The 20,709-nt window shown below is 55.2% G+C and carries 21 protein-coding genes and 1 pseudogene; 12 read left to right on the forward strand and 10 right to left on the reverse strand.

From position 1 onward, the window contains the following. Window positions 1–724: 724 nt before the first annotated feature. Window positions 725–895 carry a hypothetical protein gene (locus DBY66_RS17885; RefSeq protein ID WP_039384855.1) on the reverse strand — a complete coding sequence of 57 codons (171 nt, stop codon included), beginning with the start codon at window positions 893–895 and terminating at the stop codon, window positions 725–727. Between the two features lie 202 nt (window positions 896–1,097). Here DBY66_RS17885 and DBY66_RS00410 point away from each other — a divergent pair, with 202 nt between their 5' ends. From DBY66_RS00410 to DBY66_RS17890, 3 genes are all read left to right on the forward strand, one after another. After that, the gene (locus DBY66_RS00410; protein ID WP_039384852.1) at window positions 1,098–1,304 is read left to right on the forward strand and encodes a hypothetical protein; all 207 of its coding nucleotides are present in this window, start codon (window positions 1,098–1,100) and stop codon (window positions 1,302–1,304) included. Between the two features lie 137 nt (window positions 1,305–1,441). Further along, window positions 1,442–1,579, forward strand: a complete 138-nt coding sequence (locus DBY66_RS17825; RefSeq protein ID WP_158086430.1) for a hypothetical protein — start codon at window positions 1,442–1,444, stop codon at window positions 1,577–1,579. Between the two features lie 167 nt (window positions 1,580–1,746). After that, a complete protein-coding gene (locus DBY66_RS17890) occupies window positions 1,747–1,914 on the forward strand; it encodes a hypothetical protein (protein WP_166713891.1) in 168 nt (55 codons plus the stop codon). Window positions 1,915–2,110: 196 nt separating this feature from the next. Here the strand turns inward: DBY66_RS17890 and rsmF are convergent, their stop codons facing one another. From rsmF to yebS, 3 genes are all read right to left on the reverse strand, one after another. Continuing rightward, window positions 2,111–3,535, reverse strand: a complete 1,425-nt coding sequence (gene rsmF / locus DBY66_RS00415; protein WP_108569385.1) for a 16S rRNA (cytosine(1407)-C(5))-methyltransferase RsmF — start codon at window positions 3,533–3,535, stop codon at window positions 2,111–2,113. 75 nt (window positions 3,536–3,610) lie between these two features. Further along, window positions 3,611–6,244 (reverse strand): PqiB family protein, encoded by a 2,634-nt coding sequence (locus DBY66_RS00420; RefSeq protein WP_108569384.1) that lies wholly within the window; start codon window positions 6,242–6,244, stop codon window positions 3,611–3,613. Continuing rightward, entirely contained in the window at window positions 6,213–7,457 is a 1,245-nt protein-coding gene (gene yebS / locus DBY66_RS00425) for a membrane integrity lipid transport subunit YebS (protein WP_071668878.1), read from the reverse strand. Before yebS ends, DBY66_RS00420 begins: the two co-directional genes overlap by 32 nt. A gap of 217 nt (window positions 7,458–7,674) precedes the next feature. Between yebS and DBY66_RS00430 the strand changes: the two genes are divergently transcribed. The 4 genes from DBY66_RS00430 (at window position 7,675) to htpX (ending at window position 12,114) form a co-directional block, all read left to right on the forward strand. Continuing rightward, window positions 7,675–8,175 (forward strand): GAF domain-containing protein, encoded by a 501-nt coding sequence (locus tag DBY66_RS00430; protein WP_071668877.1) that lies wholly within the window; start codon window positions 7,675–7,677, stop codon window positions 8,173–8,175. A 96-nt stretch (window positions 8,176–8,271) separates the two neighbouring features. Continuing rightward, window positions 8,272–8,952 (forward strand): RNA chaperone ProQ, encoded by a 681-nt coding sequence (gene proQ / locus DBY66_RS00435; RefSeq protein WP_039384840.1) that lies wholly within the window; start codon window positions 8,272–8,274, stop codon window positions 8,950–8,952. Between the two features lie 20 nt (window positions 8,953–8,972). Beyond that, window positions 8,973–11,012 carry a carboxy terminal-processing peptidase gene (prc, locus tag DBY66_RS00440; RefSeq protein ID WP_039384838.1) on the forward strand — a complete coding sequence of 680 codons (2,040 nt, stop codon included), beginning with the start codon at window positions 8,973–8,975 and terminating at the stop codon, window positions 11,010–11,012. A 220-nt stretch (window positions 11,013–11,232) separates the two neighbouring features. Beyond that, window positions 11,233–12,114: a protease HtpX gene (gene htpX / locus DBY66_RS00445; RefSeq protein WP_108569383.1), complete on the forward strand. Its 882-nt coding sequence runs from the start codon at window positions 11,233–11,235 to the stop codon at window positions 12,112–12,114. Window positions 12,115–12,181: 67 nt separating this feature from the next. Here the strand turns inward: htpX and DBY66_RS00450 are convergent, their stop codons facing one another. Then, complete coding sequence (locus DBY66_RS00450; protein ID WP_108569382.1) at window positions 12,182–13,558, reverse strand: MFS transporter; 1,377 nt, start codon at window positions 13,556–13,558, stop codon at window positions 12,182–12,184. Between the two features lie 142 nt (window positions 13,559–13,700). Next, a complete protein-coding gene (locus DBY66_RS00455) occupies window positions 13,701–13,940 on the reverse strand; it encodes a YobH family protein (protein ID WP_039384778.1) in 240 nt (79 codons plus the stop codon). A 208-nt stretch (window positions 13,941–14,148) separates the two neighbouring features. On the opposite strand from DBY66_RS00455, the gene DBY66_RS00460 reads away from it, so the two are divergent. The 5 genes and pseudogenes from DBY66_RS00460 (at window position 14,149) to rlmA (ending at window position 17,269) form a co-directional block, all read left to right on the forward strand. Continuing rightward, window positions 14,149–14,424: a YebO family protein gene (locus DBY66_RS00460; protein ID WP_094111077.1), complete on the forward strand. Its 276-nt coding sequence runs from the start codon at window positions 14,149–14,151 to the stop codon at window positions 14,422–14,424. 18 nt (window positions 14,425–14,442) lie between these two features. Continuing rightward, complete coding sequence (locus tag DBY66_RS00465) at window positions 14,443–15,444, forward strand: MBL fold metallo-hydrolase (protein WP_104085088.1); 1,002 nt, start codon at window positions 14,443–14,445, stop codon at window positions 15,442–15,444. Between the two features lie 514 nt (window positions 15,445–15,958). Further along, window positions 15,959–16,093 (forward strand): annotated as a pseudogene (locus DBY66_RS17965) (DUF2627 domain-containing protein). Between the two features lie 21 nt (window positions 16,094–16,114). Next, the gene (gene cspE, locus DBY66_RS00475; protein WP_021510024.1) at window positions 16,115–16,324 is read left to right on the forward strand and encodes a transcription antiterminator/RNA stability regulator CspE; all 210 of its coding nucleotides are present in this window, start codon (window positions 16,115–16,117) and stop codon (window positions 16,322–16,324) included. 138 nt (window positions 16,325–16,462) lie between these two features. Then, window positions 16,463–17,269 (forward strand): 23S rRNA (guanine(745)-N(1))-methyltransferase, encoded by an 807-nt coding sequence (gene rlmA, locus DBY66_RS00480; protein ID WP_071668874.1) that lies wholly within the window; start codon window positions 16,463–16,465, stop codon window positions 17,267–17,269. Here the strand turns inward: rlmA and DBY66_RS00485 are convergent. The 4 genes from DBY66_RS00485 to manX are packed head-to-tail and all read right to left on the reverse strand — an operon-like array spanning window position 17,266 to window position 20,432. Beyond that, a complete protein-coding gene (locus tag DBY66_RS00485; RefSeq protein ID WP_039384768.1) occupies window positions 17,266–17,724 on the reverse strand; it encodes a DUF986 family protein in 459 nt (152 codons plus the stop codon). The two genes, rlmA and DBY66_RS00485, sit on opposite strands and share 4 nt — an antisense overlap. 52 nt (window positions 17,725–17,776) lie before the next feature. Next, a complete protein-coding gene (locus DBY66_RS00490) occupies window positions 17,777–18,622 on the reverse strand; it encodes a PTS mannose transporter subunit IID (protein WP_108569381.1) in 846 nt (281 codons plus the stop codon). 14 nt (window positions 18,623–18,636) lie between these two features. Beyond that, the gene (locus tag DBY66_RS00495) at window positions 18,637–19,437 is read right to left on the reverse strand and encodes a PTS mannose/fructose/sorbose transporter subunit IIC (protein WP_108569380.1); all 801 of its coding nucleotides are present in this window, start codon (window positions 19,435–19,437) and stop codon (window positions 18,637–18,639) included. Window positions 19,438–19,484: 47 nt separating this feature from the next. Next, window positions 19,485–20,432, reverse strand: a complete 948-nt coding sequence (gene manX, locus DBY66_RS00500) for a PTS mannose transporter subunit IIAB (protein ID WP_108569379.1) — start codon at window positions 20,430–20,432, stop codon at window positions 19,485–19,487. Window positions 20,433–20,709: the final 277 nt, after the last annotated feature.

Here is a 20,709-nt window from a genome sequence, read left to right on the forward strand (position 1 = left end):
GAGTGTGCCTACAGAAATAATGTGCAGTAGCTCAGTCATGGTTCGCCCTCCCGGATATGTACAAACAAAGTCAAGGACGGATATCACACTTCGTCAAATTTAATCATGGCGGGTGATTATTCTGGAACAGTGCTATCGTCCTGCGTTTTGTCTGAATTCAGCGTGACGGCGGTGACGCTGACAGACCGCTAACTGATTAAGTTCAGAGAATAAAGTGGTTTACCTGCCGCACTAACTTCAGGTTGCGCTGTCTCAGTTACAGATGTTTTAGTCCGTATCGATCTTAAAAACACAGCAAAACTCTTTTTTTGTACTATATTGTTATAGCAAAGGGTGATTTTTGTAAAAAAGAGTCATGCTGTACCCTTAACAATAAACAGACAGGCCGCGAAAGGCCGTTTTAAACCAAAGGATATAAAAATTATTTCAGTTTCAATTTCTATGCGTTGCCCTCACTGTCTGGGCTCGCAGTATCGCAAATCCGCATTTGACGTTTCTGAGAAGAATCCGGCGGGTGCTAAGTGCATATTCTGTAAAACAGCGATGGTTGCTCTTAACCCTGCGGCGATGAATACGTTAGCTAAGCTTAAAATGAATAACGATATGCTTCACAGATAACCGATCTCTGCCACGCAAAAGGCCACCTCAGGGTGGCCTTTTTACTTGTTGCGGACGGCAGCATCTACCCCGATGGCTACAGAATAATCCAGCGCCTGGCAGGCGCTCAGGCTTCAGGCTGGCCTGCCGGGCCTTTACTCATCGGCCCGCCGGGCACCGGATGCTCCATCGGCGGAGCAGGGCGGCCATCCGGACCCAGCGGGCGTTCCGGCTGCTGACAACCGGCCAGCATCAGCAGGCTGGCAGAGATAATTAATCCACTAAAAAACAGCTTCATCAGAGACTCCTTGATTAACAGGCAACCCGGCGTTGCACATTAACCCTAGCTGATAAATCTGTGCGCTGACGGCAGCGGCTGGCTTAATTTTATCGTCCTGATTAAAACCGCTGTAAGGCCAGATTTTTATCTCAGACGTCGCCATTCATGGCGTCATTGCTTCTGTTGCCTATACTTAGGTTCTTGATGACAGGAGGCGAACATGTTCAAACATAACAGTAATGAAGAGCGTAAACATGAGGGCGATGTAGCCAAAGGATTGCCTGAAGCGGCCCCCTCTGCCGGAAATGCGTATGAAGAGGATGACCATCCGGTTCAGGACGCGCCGGATGAGCATGGCGAAATTCCCCGTACGCGTGACAGCAGTGAAGATGAAAAGAAAGATCCCTGGGAAGATAAAGGGAAATAACGCGTAGACGCTAAATAAGAGTGGTGTGACATTTATCTTTTTTTCTGTGGCTGGCGCACATATCCCTCAGGCTGCCGCAGAGCGTCAGACAGCAGTGCCTATACTGAAAATACCCAACCCAGGGTCAGGAGGTAAATATGTCAGAACGTCCAGAAGATATTCAGCCTATCCCCGATGATGGACAGGCACCCGGTGCAGATGAAGATTTGCCCATGGATGACGGTGCTGTGCCCAATGATGACGCGCTTCCTGTGGATGACACGCGCAGAATCTGATCGGGATGTATTTACCACTCAGTTAACCCGTATGGCCTGACGCTATACGGGTTTTTTAATGAGCGCTTCTCTGGCTGTACCTGAGATCGGGAAAGAGTAAAGCAGCGTTATACTGCCTGAAATGGTATAAAATGCCCTGGTTTCGTATATTTCAGGACAGATCATTAATGGCAGATACACACTATTTACTTTGGGTAATGACAGGGACGCTGACCATCCTCAGCCTGTTTATTGGTGCAATTGTCGGACAGGCAAAAACCCGCCGGCTGGGTATGATGACCTTTACCGGTCTCTGGGCATTTTTTATGCTGGCAATATTTTTGATAACCCGCTAACCCACTATCAGCAGATGCACCAGCCGGGCCAGCGATTCAAGCAGCAGCAGGCTGCCGGTCACCAGCATAATCAACACAATGATAAACTGCTTACGGCCTTTCATGCTGTGCTCTCCATGGCGACGCCATACCGGCATTACACTATGCCGGTTGGGTTAAACTAACGCTCAACCATCAGATTATGAGCCGCAGCCTGCTAGCGAAACAGCCGGCCGTCACGCACCAGCTCGCGCGGATAGCTGTTTTTAATGCGGTTGCCCACTTTTTTAGCCAGTCCAAGCGGCTGCTGCTGCCAGGTGACGATGACTTCATCCCGGTCAGGCAGTGTCTCCGGGTGGATATCCTGTCCGCGATACCAGCTTTCCGCTTCCGCTTCATTCAGCGCAAACGCCAGCGATGCATCAGGCCTGGCCAGTGCCATCACCGCCTCATGCTGCCAGCGGTAGCCTTTGGAAAAGGTTTCAGCCAGTTTCAGACCAATGCGTGAGAAGCGTACCTTATTCAGCCACTGCTCTGCGCTGGCCGGAAACAGCCACAGCTCTTTATCGCGCTGCCAGAGCGTCAGGCTCTCATCCCACTGCAGGCCCACCTTAGCCGCTGCCTGCATCACCTCCGCGCTGAGTTTTCGGCTGGCGGGCGCAAACGGCAGTTTCCCGAGTTTATAGCCCGGCGCCGGCAGTGCCGGTACGCTGGCGGTTTTACGCAGACGCGCGACGAAAAATCCTTCGCTGTCGAAGCAGTGAGGAAACACGTGCAGATAGCCTTCCGGCGTCAGGGCAGCCTCTGCGCCGGCAAACAAATCCTGCAGCGACATGATCTCAATGGCGTCGGGATAGCGTGTCAGCAACCAGGCTATGACCTGCTGATTCTCGATGGTGTTAAGGGTACAGGTTGAGTAGATCAGCACGCCACCGGGCCTGAGCGCGTGAAAAGCGCTGTCGATAAGATCGCGCTGGGTGGCCGCAATCGCCTCGGTGCTGGCCAGCGTCCAGTTGCGCAGCGCATCTGCATCTTTACGCACCACGCCTTCGCCTGAGCAGGGGGCATCAAGCAGGATGGCGTCGAACTGTTCCGGCAGCGCTGCGCCAAACACCCGGCCATCGAAATGCGTCAGCGCCACGTTGCTGACGCCGCAGCGGCTGATATTGGCATGAAGGACTTTGACCCGGCTGGCGGAGTATTCATTGGCGAGGATCGCGCCGCGATTATGCATCAGCGCCGCCAGCTGCGTGGTTTTGGATCCCGGTGCCGCCGCCATATCCATAACCTGCTGTGCGTCCGGCGCGGCGGCAAACAGCGCCGTTACCGGCAGCATCGAGCTCGCTTCCTGAATGTAGAACAGACCGCTGAGATGTTCAGCCACGCTGCCAAGCGGCAGGCTCTCATCATCGCGCTCGATCCAGAATCCCTCTGCGCACCAGGGAACCGGCGTCAGCCGCCAGCCATACTGCGCCGTGCGGGCAAGAAAATCAGCCACGCTGATCTTCAGCGTGTTGACGCGTACACTTTTGCGCAGCGGCTGCTGGCTGATAGCAAGAAAGCGTTGCAGTTCAGCCTCATCAGGGAGGCTGGCACGCATGAGGGTAATGAACTCTTCAGGAAAACGACTGGACACAACAATTTACCGCGCTGACAAATGATGGACGCAGTGTAACACGCGCAAAGAGAACGGGCAGCCTGCTGGCTGCCCGGTTGTTTAGCGCGGAGCAGGGATAGCGGTACCCCAGTCACGCCACGCTTTCGGCGCTTCATCCTGCAGCAGGAAGTGTTTGTTGGCGCCTGCCTGCGGTGCCAGCGGCACGGTTGGCGGCGTAGCGAACTGAATGCCGCCGCGAATAAACTGCTGGAAGGTGCCGGTTTTCACCACGCCGCCAATCAGGCCAAAATCGAGGTTATAACCGGATGCCAGCCAGAATACTGAGTTATTCCGCACCAGATGCTGATACTTTTTACTGATGCGCAGCGCAATCTGCACCCGATCGGCCATGTTACCCAGCGAGGTGCCGGTGACCGTACCGACCTCAACGCCGCGGAACAGAACCGGCGTACCCAGGGAGAGCGATCCCGCCTCGGCGGCATCGACATAAATGTTCAGGCCGTTCAGGTAACGCGAGTCGGTGATTGTGCTTTCCTGCAGCTCAAAGCTGCGCGCCATCGCACCTTTGCCGGGATCGACGTTGACATAGGGCTGCAGAATCGTCTCCAGATGGTTAACGCCTGCCGCAGAAATTTCCGGCGATACCACTGAGAAACGGCTGCCCGTGCGGGCAAAGTCCTGCACATACTCCGGATAGAGCACGGCTTTAGCGACCACCTGATTGTTATCCTGACTCAGCGCCAGCGACTCCACCTGACCGACATTAATACCGAGATAGCGCACCGGCATGCCTGCCGCCAGCTTGCTGCCGTCGTAGGTGTGCAGGGTGATCTGGCTGCCGACGGCGCGCGCTGCGGTTTCTGACGCATAGAGCACGCGCTTAACGCCTTTTTTCGCCTGTGCTCCGGTCAGATTGTCAAAGCTGATGGCGCCTTTCAGCGCCCGGTTAATCGGCGACGCCTGCACGGTCAGACCGCTGCCGTTGAGCTGCACTTTTGCGCCACCTTCGGCCCAGAATACGCTTTCGCTGGTCAGCAGCTTGCGATACTGCGGCTGAATATGCACTGAGATATCAAACGCATCCGCACGCGGCACCACGTCGACCACTTCACCGACTTCAAACTTACGGTAGAGCACTACGGAACCTGCCTGTACGTCCGGCAGGCTGGTTGCCGTCAGCGTCAGCGTGGCAGGCGGCTGATCGCCGGTGATCCCTTCAGCAGCACGCTCGGCGTCTGCATAGAGCGGGTAGCGGCTGGAGGCTTTCCCTTTTGCGCCGGGATCGAGACGAATACCGCCATCCACCCATTCACGTGCGCTGGCACCCAGCACCTGCATACCATCAAGGCCAAATTTTACGTTCAGGCGACTGTTGACGATAAACTTGCTGTCAGCGTGCACCAGCTGACGATATTCAGGATTAATCGCGACCACGAAATTGATGCCGTTCTCATCCAGTTTGCGCGAGATCACCTGACCAATCTTCATGCCATAGATCACCAGGGGCTGGCCGGCATCGATACCGTAGGTTTCCGGCGCGCTAAGCTGTACCGTCAGGACATTCGGTTTCTGCAGCAGCGTTTCGCTGGCGGGCAGCACGCTGAAATGGTCCTGCGGTTCGCCCTCACCGGGCACCAGCTCCAGCGTGTTACCGGTGAGCAGGCTGCTCAGGCTGGTGTCAGTGAGGCTGAGTTTCGGTGCGCGCATCTCAATACGTGTTCCGCTGCGCATCAGGCCGGTCACTGAGGGATCAATCGTCAGTTCGCCAGAGACTTTGCCGTCAGGCAGCAGCGTAAGTTTTGTCAGGGTGCCTACTTCCAGCCCCTGATACATCAGAGGCGTACTGTTGGCTTTGAGGTTGTTACCATCAGGCAGATCGAGGTTAATCAGCACGCCGCGCTGGCTGTGTGCCAGATCCGGATAGAGCTGATAGTTCTGCTCGCTCTCAGCCGGTTCGCCTTTATCGGGTGAATCAAACGCGATAGCGCCGTTTACCAGCGCGGCCAGACTCTCCAGCTTCACTTTCGCGCCGCTCAGGCTGACATCTGCATCAATACCGGAAACATTCCAGAAGCGGCTCTGCTTTTTGATGAGATTGATAAAGCGCCGCTCGATCAGCACATCAATGGTGACGCCATCAGTATTGCTATTAAGGCTGTAGTCATAGACGTGACCCACCGGAATTTTCCGGTAGTAGACCAGCGAGCCGGTATTAAGCGAGCCGAGATCGGGCGCATGCAGATGGATGAGCAGCTCGCCGGTATTGACCCGGTATTTAGGCTGCGTATCAAGCGCGGTGAAATGGTCGCGCTCTTTACCATCGCCAGGCATCATACCGATGTAGTTACCGCCCACAAGCGCATCAAGCCCGGAGACGCCGGCCAGGGAGGCTTTTGGCGTCACCAGCCAGAATTGCGTATTCTCGCGCAGGGCGTCGCGCATATCGCTTTTGATGCTCGCTTTGATACGAATGCTGCGATAATCATCACTCAGCTCAATACCCTGCACAGTACCGACCTCCACGCCCTGATAGCGAATCGGCGTGCGGCCCGGCACTATGCCGTCCGCCGTCTGGAAGTTGATGGTAATGGTGGTACCGCGCTCCTGATAATTGGTCCATAAAAGCCAGCCGGCAATCAGCAGGGCGATAATGGGCAAAAGCCAGAATGGCGACAACTTGCGTTTGTTACGCACGGTTGCGCTAGTCGGTGTAGTCGGCGTTTCCTGTTGCATGTGCATCCCAGATCAGGCGGCTATCCAGCCACTCAACAGCCATAATAGTCAGGATTACCGCTGCGCCGAAGTAAAGCGCGGCAGGTCCCATGGTAAAAGCCAGCAGCTGATCGCGATTGACCAGCGACATGGTTAAAGCAATAACAAACAGATCCAGCATCGACCAGCGTCCCACCCAGGTCACCACGCGCAGCAGCCGGATGCGGGTTTTCAGCCCCTGTTCACATTTGAAGTGAATACTGAGCAGCAGCGTCAGCATCACCAGCACTTTAGTGAAAGGCACCAGGATACTGGCGATAAACACCACCGCAGCAATGGGAATATTGCCTGAGCCCAGCCCGAGGATACCGGAAAAGATAGTGTCTTCACGCCGCGAACCGTTTACAAACACCACGGAAATCGGCAGCAGGTTGGCGGGTATCAGCATCACGATCGACGCAATTAACGCCGCCCAGGATTTTTGCAGGCTGTGGCGACGGCGAAAATCAAGCGGCGTGTGGCAGCGGGTACAGCGACCACGCTCATCGGGCATGCCGGTGTGATGACAGTTGAGGCACACCTGCCAGCGCTCTGGCGGCGCGGTTGGGATGGACTGGGGATAGTAGTGCTCCCAGAGCTCTTCCACATTAAGATGAATAATAGTGAGCAGGCTTAACAGGGTCAGAGCTACGTAAGCGACCAGACCATAACCCAACGCCAGCGAGGCGTAATCCTGAACTTTGATAGAGGCGACGCCAATACCTACCAGGTAGATATCCAGCATCACCCACTCTTTCAGCCGCTCAAGCATTAGCAGCACCGGTCGCAGATTCATGCCCAGCCGGTTGCCAATCCACAGATAGCTGATGCCGGCAACCAGCGTCACCGGAGCCCCGATTGTACAAAACGCGACCATGGCGGCCGTCAGCACGTTGCCCTGCTGCGCCATCTGCAATACGCCTTCCAGCAGACTGGCGTTTATGCGCATGCCAAGTAAGCGAATTTCAACCAGTGGCAGGCTGAAAGCAAAGGGCATCAGCACCAGCATTGTCACTGCCATCGCGGTCAGACGACGCATTGACCAGTCACGGCCATTCTGGATTTTGGCATGACAGCGCGGGCAATAAGCCGTTTGATGCGATTTCACATCCGGTAAGGAAAAAAGGGTATCGCATTGGGGGCAACGCTGATAACGTGCGTGGGGCAAGCTCTGGCTGATAGCGTGAATTTTCATAAGTGACGCGAGTGGCCCATCATTCGTTACGGTTGCCGGCAGTCTGAACAGAACGTGCAGCCTGCACTATCTTGTGGTACGAGATCAGTCTCAATCATAGCGTGCTAAGGGTATAGCAACTTATTCAATGATTCACCTTGTTGGGCTGGATTATTAGTGCTTATTTTAACAACTGAGGGAAAACTGATACCTCTCAGTGATGAATTATGGTTGATCAATGAACAAAAAAGCCTTTTACGAGGAATTAAATCGTGATGCCCGGGCGCTGCTGGCGGGCGAAACCTCTTTTCTTGCCGCGCTGGCTAACTGCAGTGCGCTGCTGTTTGAGCGTCTGGAGGGGGTTAACTGGGCAGGCTTCTATCTGCTGACTGAAGAGAATACGCTGGTCCTGGGTCCGTTCCAGGGCAAGATTGCCTGCGTGCGTATTCCGGCAGGTAAAGGCGTTTGCGGTACGGCAGTGGCTGAAGAGCGCGTGCAGCGCGTGGATGACGTTCATGCGTTTCCCGGTCATATCGCCTGCGACGCCGCCAGTAACGCAGAAATCGTGATTCCTCTGAAAGTGAACGGCCTGCTGGCAGGCGTTCTTGATATCGACAGTACGCTTTATTCCCGCTTTGACAGTGAGGATGAAGCAGGGCTGGTAGCCCTTGCCGACGGGCTTTGTGAGGTGCTGGCGAACAGCAACATCGAAAAATTTATTGCGCTGTCGCATAGCTAATCGTCTGGATTGCATGGCATTTGGCGATGTTGTCATTATAATGTCGCCTGTTCATGCCCGCTCTGGTCGGCAAATCCGTTGTAATCAGGAAATTTCATGGAAAATCAACCTAAGTTGAATAGCAGTAAAGAAGTCATCGCCTTTCTGGCGGAACGTTTTCCGCACTGCTTTAGCGCCGAAGGTGAAGCGCGTCCGCTCAAAATCGGTATCTTTCAGGATCTGGTCGAGCGTGTTCAGGGCGAAAATAGTCCGAGCAAAACGCAGCTGCGTTCAGCTCTGCGTCTTTATACCTCCAGCTGGCGTTATCTTTACGGTATCAAAGCCGGCGCAACGCGTGTCGATCTCGATGGCAACGCCTGTGGCGTACTGGATGAGCAGCACGTAGAGCATGCGCGGAAGCAGCTGGAAGAGGCAAAGGCACGCGTTCAGGCGCAGCGTGAGCAGCAGCGGGCGAAGAAGCGCGAGGCAGGAGAGGAGAGTGCAGAGCGTCGTCCGCGTAAGCCAGCACCGCGTAAAGCGGCTGAAGGTGATACGCCGCGCAAGCCGCGCCCTCAGACGCCACGCACCGGTGCTGCAGAACGCAACGCCGCACCACGTCCGCCGCGGGCAAAACCCGTTACCGACACCTCAGCTTTGCAGCCAGGCCAGAATATTAAAGTCAAAGCAGGCAAAAGTGCTATGGACGCCACCATTCTTGAAATCACTAAAGATGGCGTTCGGGTACAGCTTGCTTCAGGCCTGGCAATGATTGTGCGCGCAGAACACTTGCAGTTCTGAAACGGAGGCCCGACCCTGGCATGAACAGCTTTTTTAAGATCGGTATGATCGCGGGCCTGCTGCTGGCAGGCCCCTCCGTTGCCGCAGACAATATCACGCGTGCAGACCAGATCCCGCAGTTACATGAAGAAGCGCAGCATCCCACGGTCAGTGAGCGGGTTACATCGCGCTTTACCCGCTCTCACTACCGTCAGTTCGATCTGAATCAGGATTTCTCAGCAAAGATTTTTGATCGCTATCTGAACCTGCTGGATTACAGCCATAACGTGCTGCTGGCATCAGACGTTGCGCAATATGCGGACAAAAAAACCACGCTCGGCGACGAGCTGCGCAGCGGCAAGCTGGATCTGTTTTACGCGCTCTATAACCTGGCACAAAAACGCCGTTTTGAGCGCTATCAATATGCGCTGACGGTGCTGGATCGTCCGATGGATTTCAGTGGCAATGACACCATTGATATTGACCGGGCGAAAGCACCATGGCCGAAGAGCACCGCAGAGCTGAACGCGCTCTGGGACGCCAAAGTTAAATATGATGAGCTCAGCCTGAAGCTGGCGGGCAAAGATGACAAAGAGATCCGTGAAACGCTGACCAAGCGCTACAACTTTGCCATCCGTCGCCTGGCTCAGAGCAACAGTGAAGATGTCTTCCAGCTGGCAATGACCGCCTTCGCTCATGAGATCGATCCCCACACCAACTACCTTTCCCCACGCAATACTGAGCAGTTCAACACCGAGATGAGCCTGTCGCTTGAGGGGATTGGTGCCGTGCTGCAGATGGATGATGACTACACGGTCATCAACTCTATGGTCGCTGGCGGTCCGGCAGCAAAAAGCAAATCGATTACCGTTGGCGATCGCATTGTCGGCGTCGGTCAGCCAGGCAAGCCTGTTGAGGATGTTATCGGCTGGCGGCTGGATGATGTGGTATCGAAAATCAAAGGACCTAAAGGCAGCAAAGTGCGTCTTGAGATCCTGCCTGCCGGTAAAGGCACCAAAACCCGGACCGTAACGCTCACGCGTGAAAAGATCCGTCTGGAAGATCGGGCAGTTAAAGGCACGGTGCATAACGTCGGCAAAGAAAAAGTGGGCGTGCTGGATATTCCGGGCTTCTATGTCGGTCTGACTGACGATGTCAAAGTGCAGCTGCAGAAACTGCAAAAGCAAAATGTGGACAGCGTCGTTATCGACCTTCGAACCAACGGCGGCGGTGCACTGACTGAAGCGGTCTCTCTCTCCGGACTCTTTATTCCGGGTGGCCCGGTGGTTCAGGTCAGGGATAACAATGGACGGGTGCGTGAAGACAGCGATACCGACGGCATTGTTTACTACAAAGGTCCGCTGGTAGTGCTGGTCGACCGGTTCAGCGCGTCAGCTTCGGAAATCTTTGCCGCGGCGATGCAGGACTATGGCCGGGCTCTGATTGTTGGCGAACCGACCTTCGGCAAGGGAACCGTACAGCAGTATCGTTCTCTGAACCGCATTTACGATCAGATGCTGCGTCCGGAGTGGCCTGCGCTGGGTTCCGTACAATATACCATTCAGAAATTTTATCGTATCAACGGCGGCAGCACGCAGCGTAAAGGGGTAACCCCCGATCTGCTGATGCCAACCGGCGTTGAAGCGGCAGAGACCGGCGAAAAATTTGAAGATAACGCGCTGCCGTGGGACAGCATTAATGCGGCAACCTATACCAAAACCGGTGATATCACCGCGCTGGTGCCGAAGCTGACGCAGTCTCATGCCGATCGCATTGCGCAGGATCGTGAGTTTCAGTACATCATGAAAGATATTGCGCGTTTCAATGCGATGAAAGATAAACGCAATATCGTGTCGCTCAATCTTGCCCAGCGTGAGAAAGAGAGTCACGAAGAGGACGCGCTGCGTCTGGAGCGTATTAACGCGCGTTATCAGATGGAAGGTAAAAAGCCGCTTAAGAATCTTGAGGCGCTGCCAAAAGATTATAAAGAGCCCGATCCCTATCTGGATGAGACGGTGAAGATCGCTAACGATCTGGCTCAGCTGGCCTCCTCTCAGCCCGCTGCCACTCCGGCGAAGTAATCCTGAAGCCGGTCACAAAACACCGCTACGGCGGTGTTTTTTTTTACACTATACTCGCTAAATAAGTGGTCTGAGCAGTTTGCAATCGATCGCCAGAGTGGAATGTAAAGTTTTGTTTTTTTAGGCACTTAAAGATTAAGGTCGCTTGAAAAGCCGCGCAATGAACATAGGATATATATCCGCGTACAAGCGCGTGAACAACTGAGGAAGATTAACATTTATGATGCGTATTGCTCTTTTCCTGATCACCAACCTGGCGGTGATGTTGGTATTCGGACTCATTCTGAGTCTGACAGGAATCCAGTCAAGCAGTGTTCAGGGCCTGATGATTATGGCGGGTCTGTTTGGCTTTGGCGGTGCGTTCGTTTCACTGCTGATGTCCAAATGGATGGCGCTACGCTCCGTTGGCGGGGAGGTGATTGCACAGCCCCGTAATGAGACCGAGCGCTGGCTGATGGAGACCGTGGGTCGCCAGGCGCAGCAGGCTGGCATTGCGATGCCGCAGGTCGCGATTTATCATGCGCCCGATATCAATGCCTTTGCGACCGGTGCGCGCCGTGATGCGTCCCTTGTCGCTGTCTCAACCGGTCTGCTGCAAAACATGAGCCGCGATGAGGCTGAAGCCGTGCTGGCGCATGAGATCGCGCATATCGCCAACGGAGATATGGTCACCATGACCCTGATTCAGGGCATTGTGAACACCTTTGTTATCTTTATCTCGCGCATTATTGCGCAGGTTGCGTCGGGCTTTATGTCCGGCAACCGCGATGGTGAAGAGAGCAGCAACGGTAATCCGCTGGTCTATTTTGCGGTTGCAACGGTGCTGGAACTGCTTTTTGGTATCCTCGCCAGCATCATTACCATGTGGTTCTCACGCCACCGTGAGTTTCACGCTGATGCAGGATCGGCAAAACTGGTTGGCCGTGAAAAAATGATCGCCGCGCTGCAACGTCTGAAAACCAGCTACGAGCCGCAGGAGCCAGGCAGCATGATGGCGTTCTGCATCAACGGTAAAAACAAGTCGTTCAGCGAGCTGTTTATGTCTCACCCGCCGCTTGATAAGCGCATCGAAGCGCTGCGCAGCGGGCAGTATCTGAAATAATCCGCTCAGGCGACGAAAAAAAAGGCATCACCCTGGTGATGCCTTTTTTATTTGCGTGCGGATAGCGTCAGGCTGGCGCGCGTGACTGGGTCATCCGCACCAGACTTATCGCAGCAGCAGCGGAAGCAAAGCCACCGGCAAGGATCAAAGAAGCGTGCGTGCCGCTGTCGCTGAACAGGTTAAACATCAGAGCCACCAGCGCGGCACCGGCACTCTGTCCTGTCAGCCGGGCGGTGCCCAGCATGCCGCTGGCTCCGCCGCTGCGGTTGCGCGGGGCAGCAGAGATAATGGTGTGATTATTGGGTGACTGAAACAGGCCAAAACCGGCACCGCACAGCATCATACGCCAGATGATATCTGCATCAGCAGGCTGCGCCGGGAGCATGGCCAGCAGAAACAGCCCGGCGGCAAACAGCGCCAGCCCCAGTCCACCCAGCAGGCCGGCGTGATACTTCTCAATCAGACGTCCGGCAATCGGCGCCATCACCATTGTTGCCAGCGGCCACGGCGTCAGCAGCAGCCCGGTTGCCACTTCATCCCGGTCAAGCACGTTCTGCAGGTAAAACGGCAGCGATACCATCGCCAGCATCTGCGCGCAGAAAGAGCAGACGGAGGTGCCAATGGAGAGCGAGAACAGCGGCAGACGTAGCAGATCAACCGGTAACAAGGGCACCGGCAGGGTTAGCTGACGCCGCACAAAGATAATACCGGTAACGATCAGCGCCGCCAGTTCGGCCACGATAAGGCTGGCTGGCTGCCCCTGCGAAAAGCCGCTCAGTGCAGTGATGAGTAACCCAAAAAAGAGCGCGTTCATCACCGCACTTGGAATATCAAACTTCTGCTGGCGCGCTTTTTGCGGATTGTCAGGCAGGAAGCGCAGTGCCAGCCAGAGTGCGGCAAGGCCAAACGGGATATTGATTAAAAAGAGCCACTGCCAGCTGGCCACGGCCAGAATAGCCGCGGCAATAGTGGGGCCGGCGGCGCTGGAGACCGCCACAATGAGTGAGTTGATTGCCATGCCGCGTCCAAGAAAGCGCTGCGGATAAATAATCCGGATTAGCGCGGTGTTGACGCTCATCAGCGCGGCGCCGCCAAATCCCTGCAGTACGCGCGCCACGGTTAGCGTCGTCAGCGTGGAGGAGAGGGCGCAGAACAGCGATGTCGCGATAAACAGGATCAGGCCGGCCTGAAAGATACGGCGGTATCCCAGCATATCTCCCAGAAAGGAGAGCGACAGCAGCGAGATCACGATTGCGATCTGATACGCGTTAACTATCCAGATTGATTCAGCCGGGCTGGCGCTGAGATCGCGGGCTATCGTCGGCAGCGCTACGTTAGCGATAGCGCCATCGAGTACCGCCATCATAATACCCAGCGCAATCGTGATGATTGCGCCATAGCGCTGCGGTAGCGGAAGTCCATCCTGAGGGGCAATTGAAGGCATAATAGTGGTAAGTAAAGGGAGTAAATATCATCATGCTAATCAATTTAGCGCCGGAAAGCATCGCCGCAGGCGTGAAAAACCTCTATTTCGCTGATGCCGGCATAGCGAAAATCAAAATGGGCTCACGCTGAGCCCGGAAGGGTTACTGGTTATCAATGACATCGCCGCTTTTTTTCAGCAGCGGACAGGCCGTTACACCGACAATTCCGCTGTCGCTATGCAGATAACGGGCGGTCATCATGCCGCGTGCGGTCAGGTAGTTACACTCCAGGCCAAGACCGGCTGCTTTCTCAGCGCTGCCGGTCAGAACACCATAGCCGGTGAAGAGCAGCGCCAGCCACAGCAGGGCGAACAGCATCACCAGACGAATAAAATATTTCATTATTATCTCCCGAAATTGAAAACGCGCCGCATCCGTTTGGCAATAAGCGCGACAGGCGTACCATGCCGTGCTTTACACGTTAATACGATCGGAGATAGCTGAAAGCGCTGCGGCAGGCAACTGCTTTGGTTGCAGAAGATATCTTTTCCTGGCGCAACAGGTAGAATTAGCGCCGTTAAATCCTTACTGATAGTTACCCGAGGCAGTTATGAACGAATTAGCCGCAAACTCCAGCCCGCTGCTGCACTATGGTATCGTGGCGCTCATTATTCTTGTGGCCTTTATCGTCTGGTTTTTTGTTAATCGCGCCAGCGTGCGTGCCAGCGAGCATCTGCAGCTGCTGGAAATGCTGGTGGAAGAGCAGAAAAAACAGACCGCGCTGCTGCGCCGTATTGCGGAGGCGCAGGGAGAAACGTCGTCCGCTGTGCAGGATGACGAAGGCACGGCTTCACGCGATTTTATCCGGCTGATCCCGGAGCGCTGAGAGTAAAATGGAGAGGGAATGAGCCGCAGAAATCCCTGGTACGACGCTTCAAAAGCACACCATACCCCTGACGGGTTTTGCAATCCTGAAGGGGAACAGCGCAAGCCGGGTGATTTACAGCGCTGGCGTCGTGAACGTAAAGCGCAGCATCTCCCGCTGCCGCCTGCCAGCGGCTATGCTGATTTCAGCGCTCGCTGGTATCAGCCCGCCGACCTGAGCGGCAGTGACGATCGCATCTGGTGGCTGGGTCACGCCGCGCTGCTGCTGCGCCTTAAGCAGCGCTATATCCTGATTGACCCGGCTTTATCACCGCGCGCTTCGCCGCTGCCCTTTGCCGGTCCTGAACGCCGGGTACCCTCACCGCTTGATGTGACCCGGCTGCCGCAGCTCGACTATGTACTGATTTCACATAACCACTACGATCATCTTGACCGGGGCACGATAAAGCGCCTGCTGCGCTGTTTTCCGGAGGTAAAGATGATAGTACCGCTTGGCCTGGGCGCATGGTGCCGGAAGCGGGGGGCCCGCAACGTCACCGAGATGGACTGGTGGGAGTCAGCGGATAGTCAGGATTTGAGCATTACCGCTGTGCCGGCGCGCCACTGGAGTATGCGCACGCTGTGGGATCGCAATCGCTCGCTATGGTGTGGCTGGGTAGTGCGCTGCGGCACGCTCAACTTCTGGTTTTCCGGCGACAGCGGTTACAGCGATAACCTGCTGCAGATTGTGCAACGGCTGGGGCCGTTTAATCTGGCCGCCCTGCCGGTTGGCGCGTATGCACCAGAATGGTTCATGGGCAGCCAGCACATGAACCCGCAGCACGCCGCAGACTTATGGCAGTATGCCGGGCATCCATTAACAATACCTATACACTGGGGTGTTTATGAACTGGCTGATGAGTCGCTGGATGCGCCTCCTGCTGAACTGCAGCGTGTGCTGGACGCAGCCGGGACGCCTCTGGCCGGACGGTTCAGCCCGTGGCGGATAGGGGAGAGCCGGACGCTGGCGGATATTGAATGAGATTTTTCTCACCGGTAATGAATAAGGTGTACAGTTTTCTTAACCTGTCCGGATTAGCGTGCTTATAAAAATAACAGATAAGTTCAGCAGGTTAATGATTATATCCGGAGCAGCCGGATAATAATTTTCCCGGTTTTGGTGCAAAAGCGTTTTATAACCTGTACTCCGCGGGTTTAATTGTACACCTTGTGCATTAAGAGAAGCAGGCGCTGTTATTTTACACTGCAGAGAGAAATAATCTTTGTCTGCCATAATAGTGCAACACGTTTAACGTAGCGTCTGGCACTTAACGCAAATTCATGTCCTGCCGCTGCGCTTGACGTTGCTGCAGAAAAACGCTGGTCATCAAGTATTTTGTGCGCCATCAGGTGTTTGCGGTTCCTGTTTCACCACGAAGGAGCAGGGGTCCCGGATAATAATGTGCGACAAGTCGACCACTGTTTAAAAATGGCTTGCCATTATTTAGCGGATATGTGATAACCATCAGCGGGTCAAACGAGGTACAGTTCTGTTTATGCATGGCATCTTCAGTAAAGAAGTTTTGAGTAAAGACGTTGACGTTGAATACCGCTTCCTTGCCGAACCTTAAATTAGTGCCTCATTCAGTAACGTCTCTGTTTCTCTGCAATACTGCCTTCGGGCAAAATAAACATTTAAAGGAATTTGCAAAATGGCAAAGATTAAAGGTCAGGTTAAGTGGTTCAACGAGTCTAAAGGTTTTGGTTTCATTACTCCTGCTGACGGCAGCAAAGATGTGTTCGTACACTTCTCTGCTATCCAGGGTAACGGCTTCAAAACTCTGGCTGAAGGCCAGCAGGTTGAGTTTGAAATTCAGGATGGCCAGAAAGGTCCTGCAGCGGTTAACGTTACCGCTATCTGATTTTCCGCTCAGCCCGGGTCACTGTACCTGCTGAAACGAATCGTAAGCCCTGCTCTCTGAGCGGGGCTTTTCTTTATGCTTTTTGTTACTCCTGCTTCAGGGTAAACTGCGCCGCTTATCGTTGAACCGGAGTCCGCTATGTCCCTGATCTGTCCCCTGTGCCGCCAGCCATTAACCCAGCAGCCGGGCGTATTTCGCTGTGACGCTGGTCATCAGTTTGATCGGGCCAGAGAAGGGTATGTCAATCTTCTGCCGGTGCAGCACAAGGGGTCGCGAGAGCCGGGTGACAGCCTGGAGATGCTGCAGGCGCGCCGTGCTTTCCTGGATGCCGGGCACTATCAGCCGCTGCGCGATCGCGTGGCGGCGATACTGGCGCAACGCCTGACGCAGCCTGCGGCTCAGGTTCTGGATATCGGCTGCGGTGAGGGGTATTACACCAGCGCCCTGACCAGCGCGCTGCCTGACGCCGAAATCTATGGGCTTGATGTTGCCAAACCGGCTATCCGGATGGCGGCAAAACGCTATACGCAGGTACGCTTTTGCGTTGCCTCCAGCCAGCGGCTGCCGTTTGCCAGCGCGGTGCTGGATGCGGTGGTACGCATCTATGCGCCCTGTAATGAAGAGGAGCTTAGCCGGGTGGTAAAGTCAGGCGGTTATCTGCTGACCGTTACGCCGGGTCCGCACCATCTGCAGCAGTTCAAGGCGCTAATCTATTCGCAGGTGCAGCTGCATGCTGCAGAAGAGAAAACCTATACCGGCTTTACGCTCTGCGAGTCGCAGTCTCTCAGCTATGACCTGACGCTAAGCGGCGCTGAAGCGGTAAGCCTGCTGCAGATGACACCCTTTGCCTGGCGTGCATCGGAAGCGGTATGGCAGACGCTGGCAGCGGCAGAGCAGTTCCGCTGTGACGCGGACTTTACCCTCTCTCTGTGGCAGCGCGATTAGCGAGCGGTGAGGAGCGTATGCCAGATACGCTCCAGGTCATCCAGCGTATGAACAGCAATAAGCAGCCGGCGCCGCTCCAGCTGCATCATTAAAACCCCCTCCGGCGAGAGGTTAATCGCGGCAATGCGCGCATAGCGGATCCAGATCCCGTTATCAAACAGGCCCTCCTGCTTCATCAGCAGCACCGGACGGCGCAGCCAGAATACCCAGAGCGTCAGGGCGCACAGCACCATGATAAGCGTTGTCGTCAGCACCGGCCCTGCATTGCTGATATTTTTCCACAGCAGAATCAGCAGCAGTCCGATAAAAATCGCGCTATCGGGCAGGTGACGTCGTCGCAGTGCGACCCGCAGCAGGGTGACGCCTTTACGGCGCGGCAACACTACATCATGGTAAATAGCAAACAGCAGCAGAGCGGCGATGCAGAACATCAGCAGCAGATCGGTCAGCGCCATTATCGCTCCTTTTTACACTCTGCCCATATTACGCGTCCGGCCGGAAAGCGGCTTACAGTCCCAGCAGGCCAATCGAGTAACCAATAATCCCGATCGCAAAGAAACCGATGATGATCCACAGCGCGTTAACTTTACGACGCAGCAGCCACATACAGCCAAATGTCAGCAGCAGCGGGATCAGGCCGGGCATAAGCTGGTCAAGAATAGACTGAACGGTGGTTACCGTGGTTTTACCGGTCTGGTCGGTAATACTCGATACCACCAGCGGCACGTTAACGTGGGTCCATTTATTGACCAGTGCGCCCATCACAAACAGGCCGAGGATCGAGGCGCCTTCGGTGAGCTTCTGCAGAAAACCGCCGCCCATATCGCTGACGATATCAACGCCTTTGCGATAGCCGTAAGCAACGCCGTAATAGCGGGTCAGCAGGCGCACAACGTTAAACAGCACAAAAAACAGCAGCGGGCCCAGCAGGCTGCCGCTCATGGCAATCCCTGCACCAAGCGCGGCAAACACCGGCCGTACGGTGCCCCAGAAGATGGGATCGCCTACGCCTGCCAGCGGCCCCATCAGACCCACTTTAATGCCGTTAATAGCACCATCATCAATGGCGGCGCCGTTTGCCCGCTGCTCCTCCATCGCCATAGTGACGCCCAGTACCGGCGCGGCGACATAGGGCTGCGTGTTGAAAAACTCCAGATGACGCCGGATCGCCTGTTTACGTGCGTCGTCGTTTTCCGGGTAGAGGCGACGGATCACCGGCACCATGGAAAAACAGAAACCGAGCGCCTGCATACGTTCAAAGTTCCATGACCCCTGAAGCAGGTTAGATCGTATGAACACGGCGCGGACATCACCGGAGGTGAGCTTTTTAGCTATTCGCGTGCTGTCAGCCATAGTGGCACCTGCTCCTAGTCAAGTTCATTATCAAGGTCGTTTTGCGAGGCACCTGCCGGCGCTGCGCCTGCGACCCGGTTATATTTCGGGGCGAGCTGGATATAGAGAATCGCCATCACGACGCCGATAACGCCCAGCGCAACCAGATTGAAATCAGTAAACGCGGCGGTGACAAATCCGAGATAGAAGAACGGCATCAGATAACCGGCGCGCATCATATTGATGACCATTGCGTATCCCACTACCACAATCATGCCGCCGGCGATGTTGAGGCCGTTAGTGACCACCTCCGGAATGGAACTCAGCAGCGTATGCACGGCGCTGGTGCCGACAGAGATAGCGACAATCAGCGCCGGGATGGCGATGCGCATCGCCTGCAGCAGCAGGGCAGAGACATGGATCCAGGAGATAGCGGTGAGGTTACCTTTTGCGGCCGCGTTATCTGCCGCATGCTGAAACGCCACGGTCAGCGTTCGCACAAGAATGGTCAGCACCTGACCCGCTGCGGCCAGCGGGATCGCCAGAGCGATACCGGCACCGACGCTCTGGCCGCCGGCAATCACCAGAATGGTGGATATGATGGAGGCGAGAGCCGCATCGGGCGCTACCGCCGCCCCGATATTCATCCAGCCCAGCGCAATCATCTCCAGCGTGCCGCCGATAATAATGCCGGTTTTCATGTCACCCAGCACGGCACCAATCAGGGTACAGGCCACCAGCGGACGGTGAAACTGAAACTCATCCAGGATAGAACCCATACCGGCAATACAGGCCACGATAAATATCAGCACAATCTGTAGCGTGGTTATTTCCATGTTGCATCTCCTCAGCACGCCCGCCGTAATGGCCGGGCGATAGCAAGTCAGGCGGTGGCCTTCGCAATCAGGTCCATCATAGTGAGTTTTTGATCGGTAGAGACTTTGCGTACCTCAAGCTCAATCCCGCGGGCGTTGAGCTGACGAAAAGCGGCAATATCTTTTTCATCTACTGAAACCGCATTATTGACCTGCGTTTTACCCTGACGAAACGCCATGCCGCCGATATTCACAGAGGTAATATTGACGCCCTGCGCAACCACGCGCTCAACGTCGGTGGGATTGGTAAACAGCAGCATGACGCGTTCGCCCGCATATTTGGGGTTATTCCAGACGCGGATCATTTTTGCGATATCGACCACGTGCGCGGTAACGCCCGGCGGCGCCACCTGGGTCAGCAGGGTTTTACGCACGTGATCGTTTGCCACTTCATCACTGATCACAATAATGCGACTGACGCCGGTCTCTTTAGTCCAGCGGGTCGCTACCTGGCCATGGATCAGACGATCGTCTATGCGCGCCAGGCCGATTTTCATATGCTGGCCCGAAGCCAGCGGCGGCGGCGCAGATTTAACCGGCGCTGCGGCAGCGGAAACAGGTTCCGCCTTTAGCGCTTTTACGCCCTGACGCCCGGCATCGGTGGCGACCTGCACCAGCGCCGCCAGTTCAGGATTATCATCGCGGGCCATCAGCGTTTCGACCAGCATCGGAATATTCACGCCAGCAATGACCTCCTGATCCGGGCGATCCGTGACGAGACGGCTGGCGGCATTAAACGGGCTGCCTCCCCATGTATCGACCAGAAACAGGACTCCCTGAGCGGTATCAAGTTCGGCCAGCCGGGCACGATACTTCTCCATCAGCGTTTCGGCGTTTTCACCGGGTGCAAAATCGATACAGGCGACATTGTGCTGTTCGCCCAGCAGCATCTCTGCTGTTTTCAGGAGCGGCTCTGCTGCCCAGCCGTGTGTACCAATGACTAATGCGATGGTCACCTGCTACCTCCGTTTATGACGAAACCCTGTCATTAAAGGACGTAGACAGGAATAAAGGATGCGGCCGGGCCCGTCAGGCAATATAAGCCTGAGCCGCACCGATGGAGCGCCCATCGGTTTGCGTTGAGGTCGCCGTTTATTTTAGTTAGCGAAAGAAGAAAGAGTGTGACGCCTGTCGGTTATCTGGTGTAACGGCGGTTCAGCGGACTTTTTTATGCCGTTTTTATGCGCCAGCGCAGCTATGTGTAAATGTAAGAAAATTTTTTGATCTTGTTGA

The organism is Pantoea sp. RIT413 (genome assembly GCF_003057675.2).
Taxonomy (GTDB): Bacteria; Pseudomonadota; Gammaproteobacteria; order Enterobacterales; family Enterobacteriaceae; genus Pantoea; species Pantoea eucrina.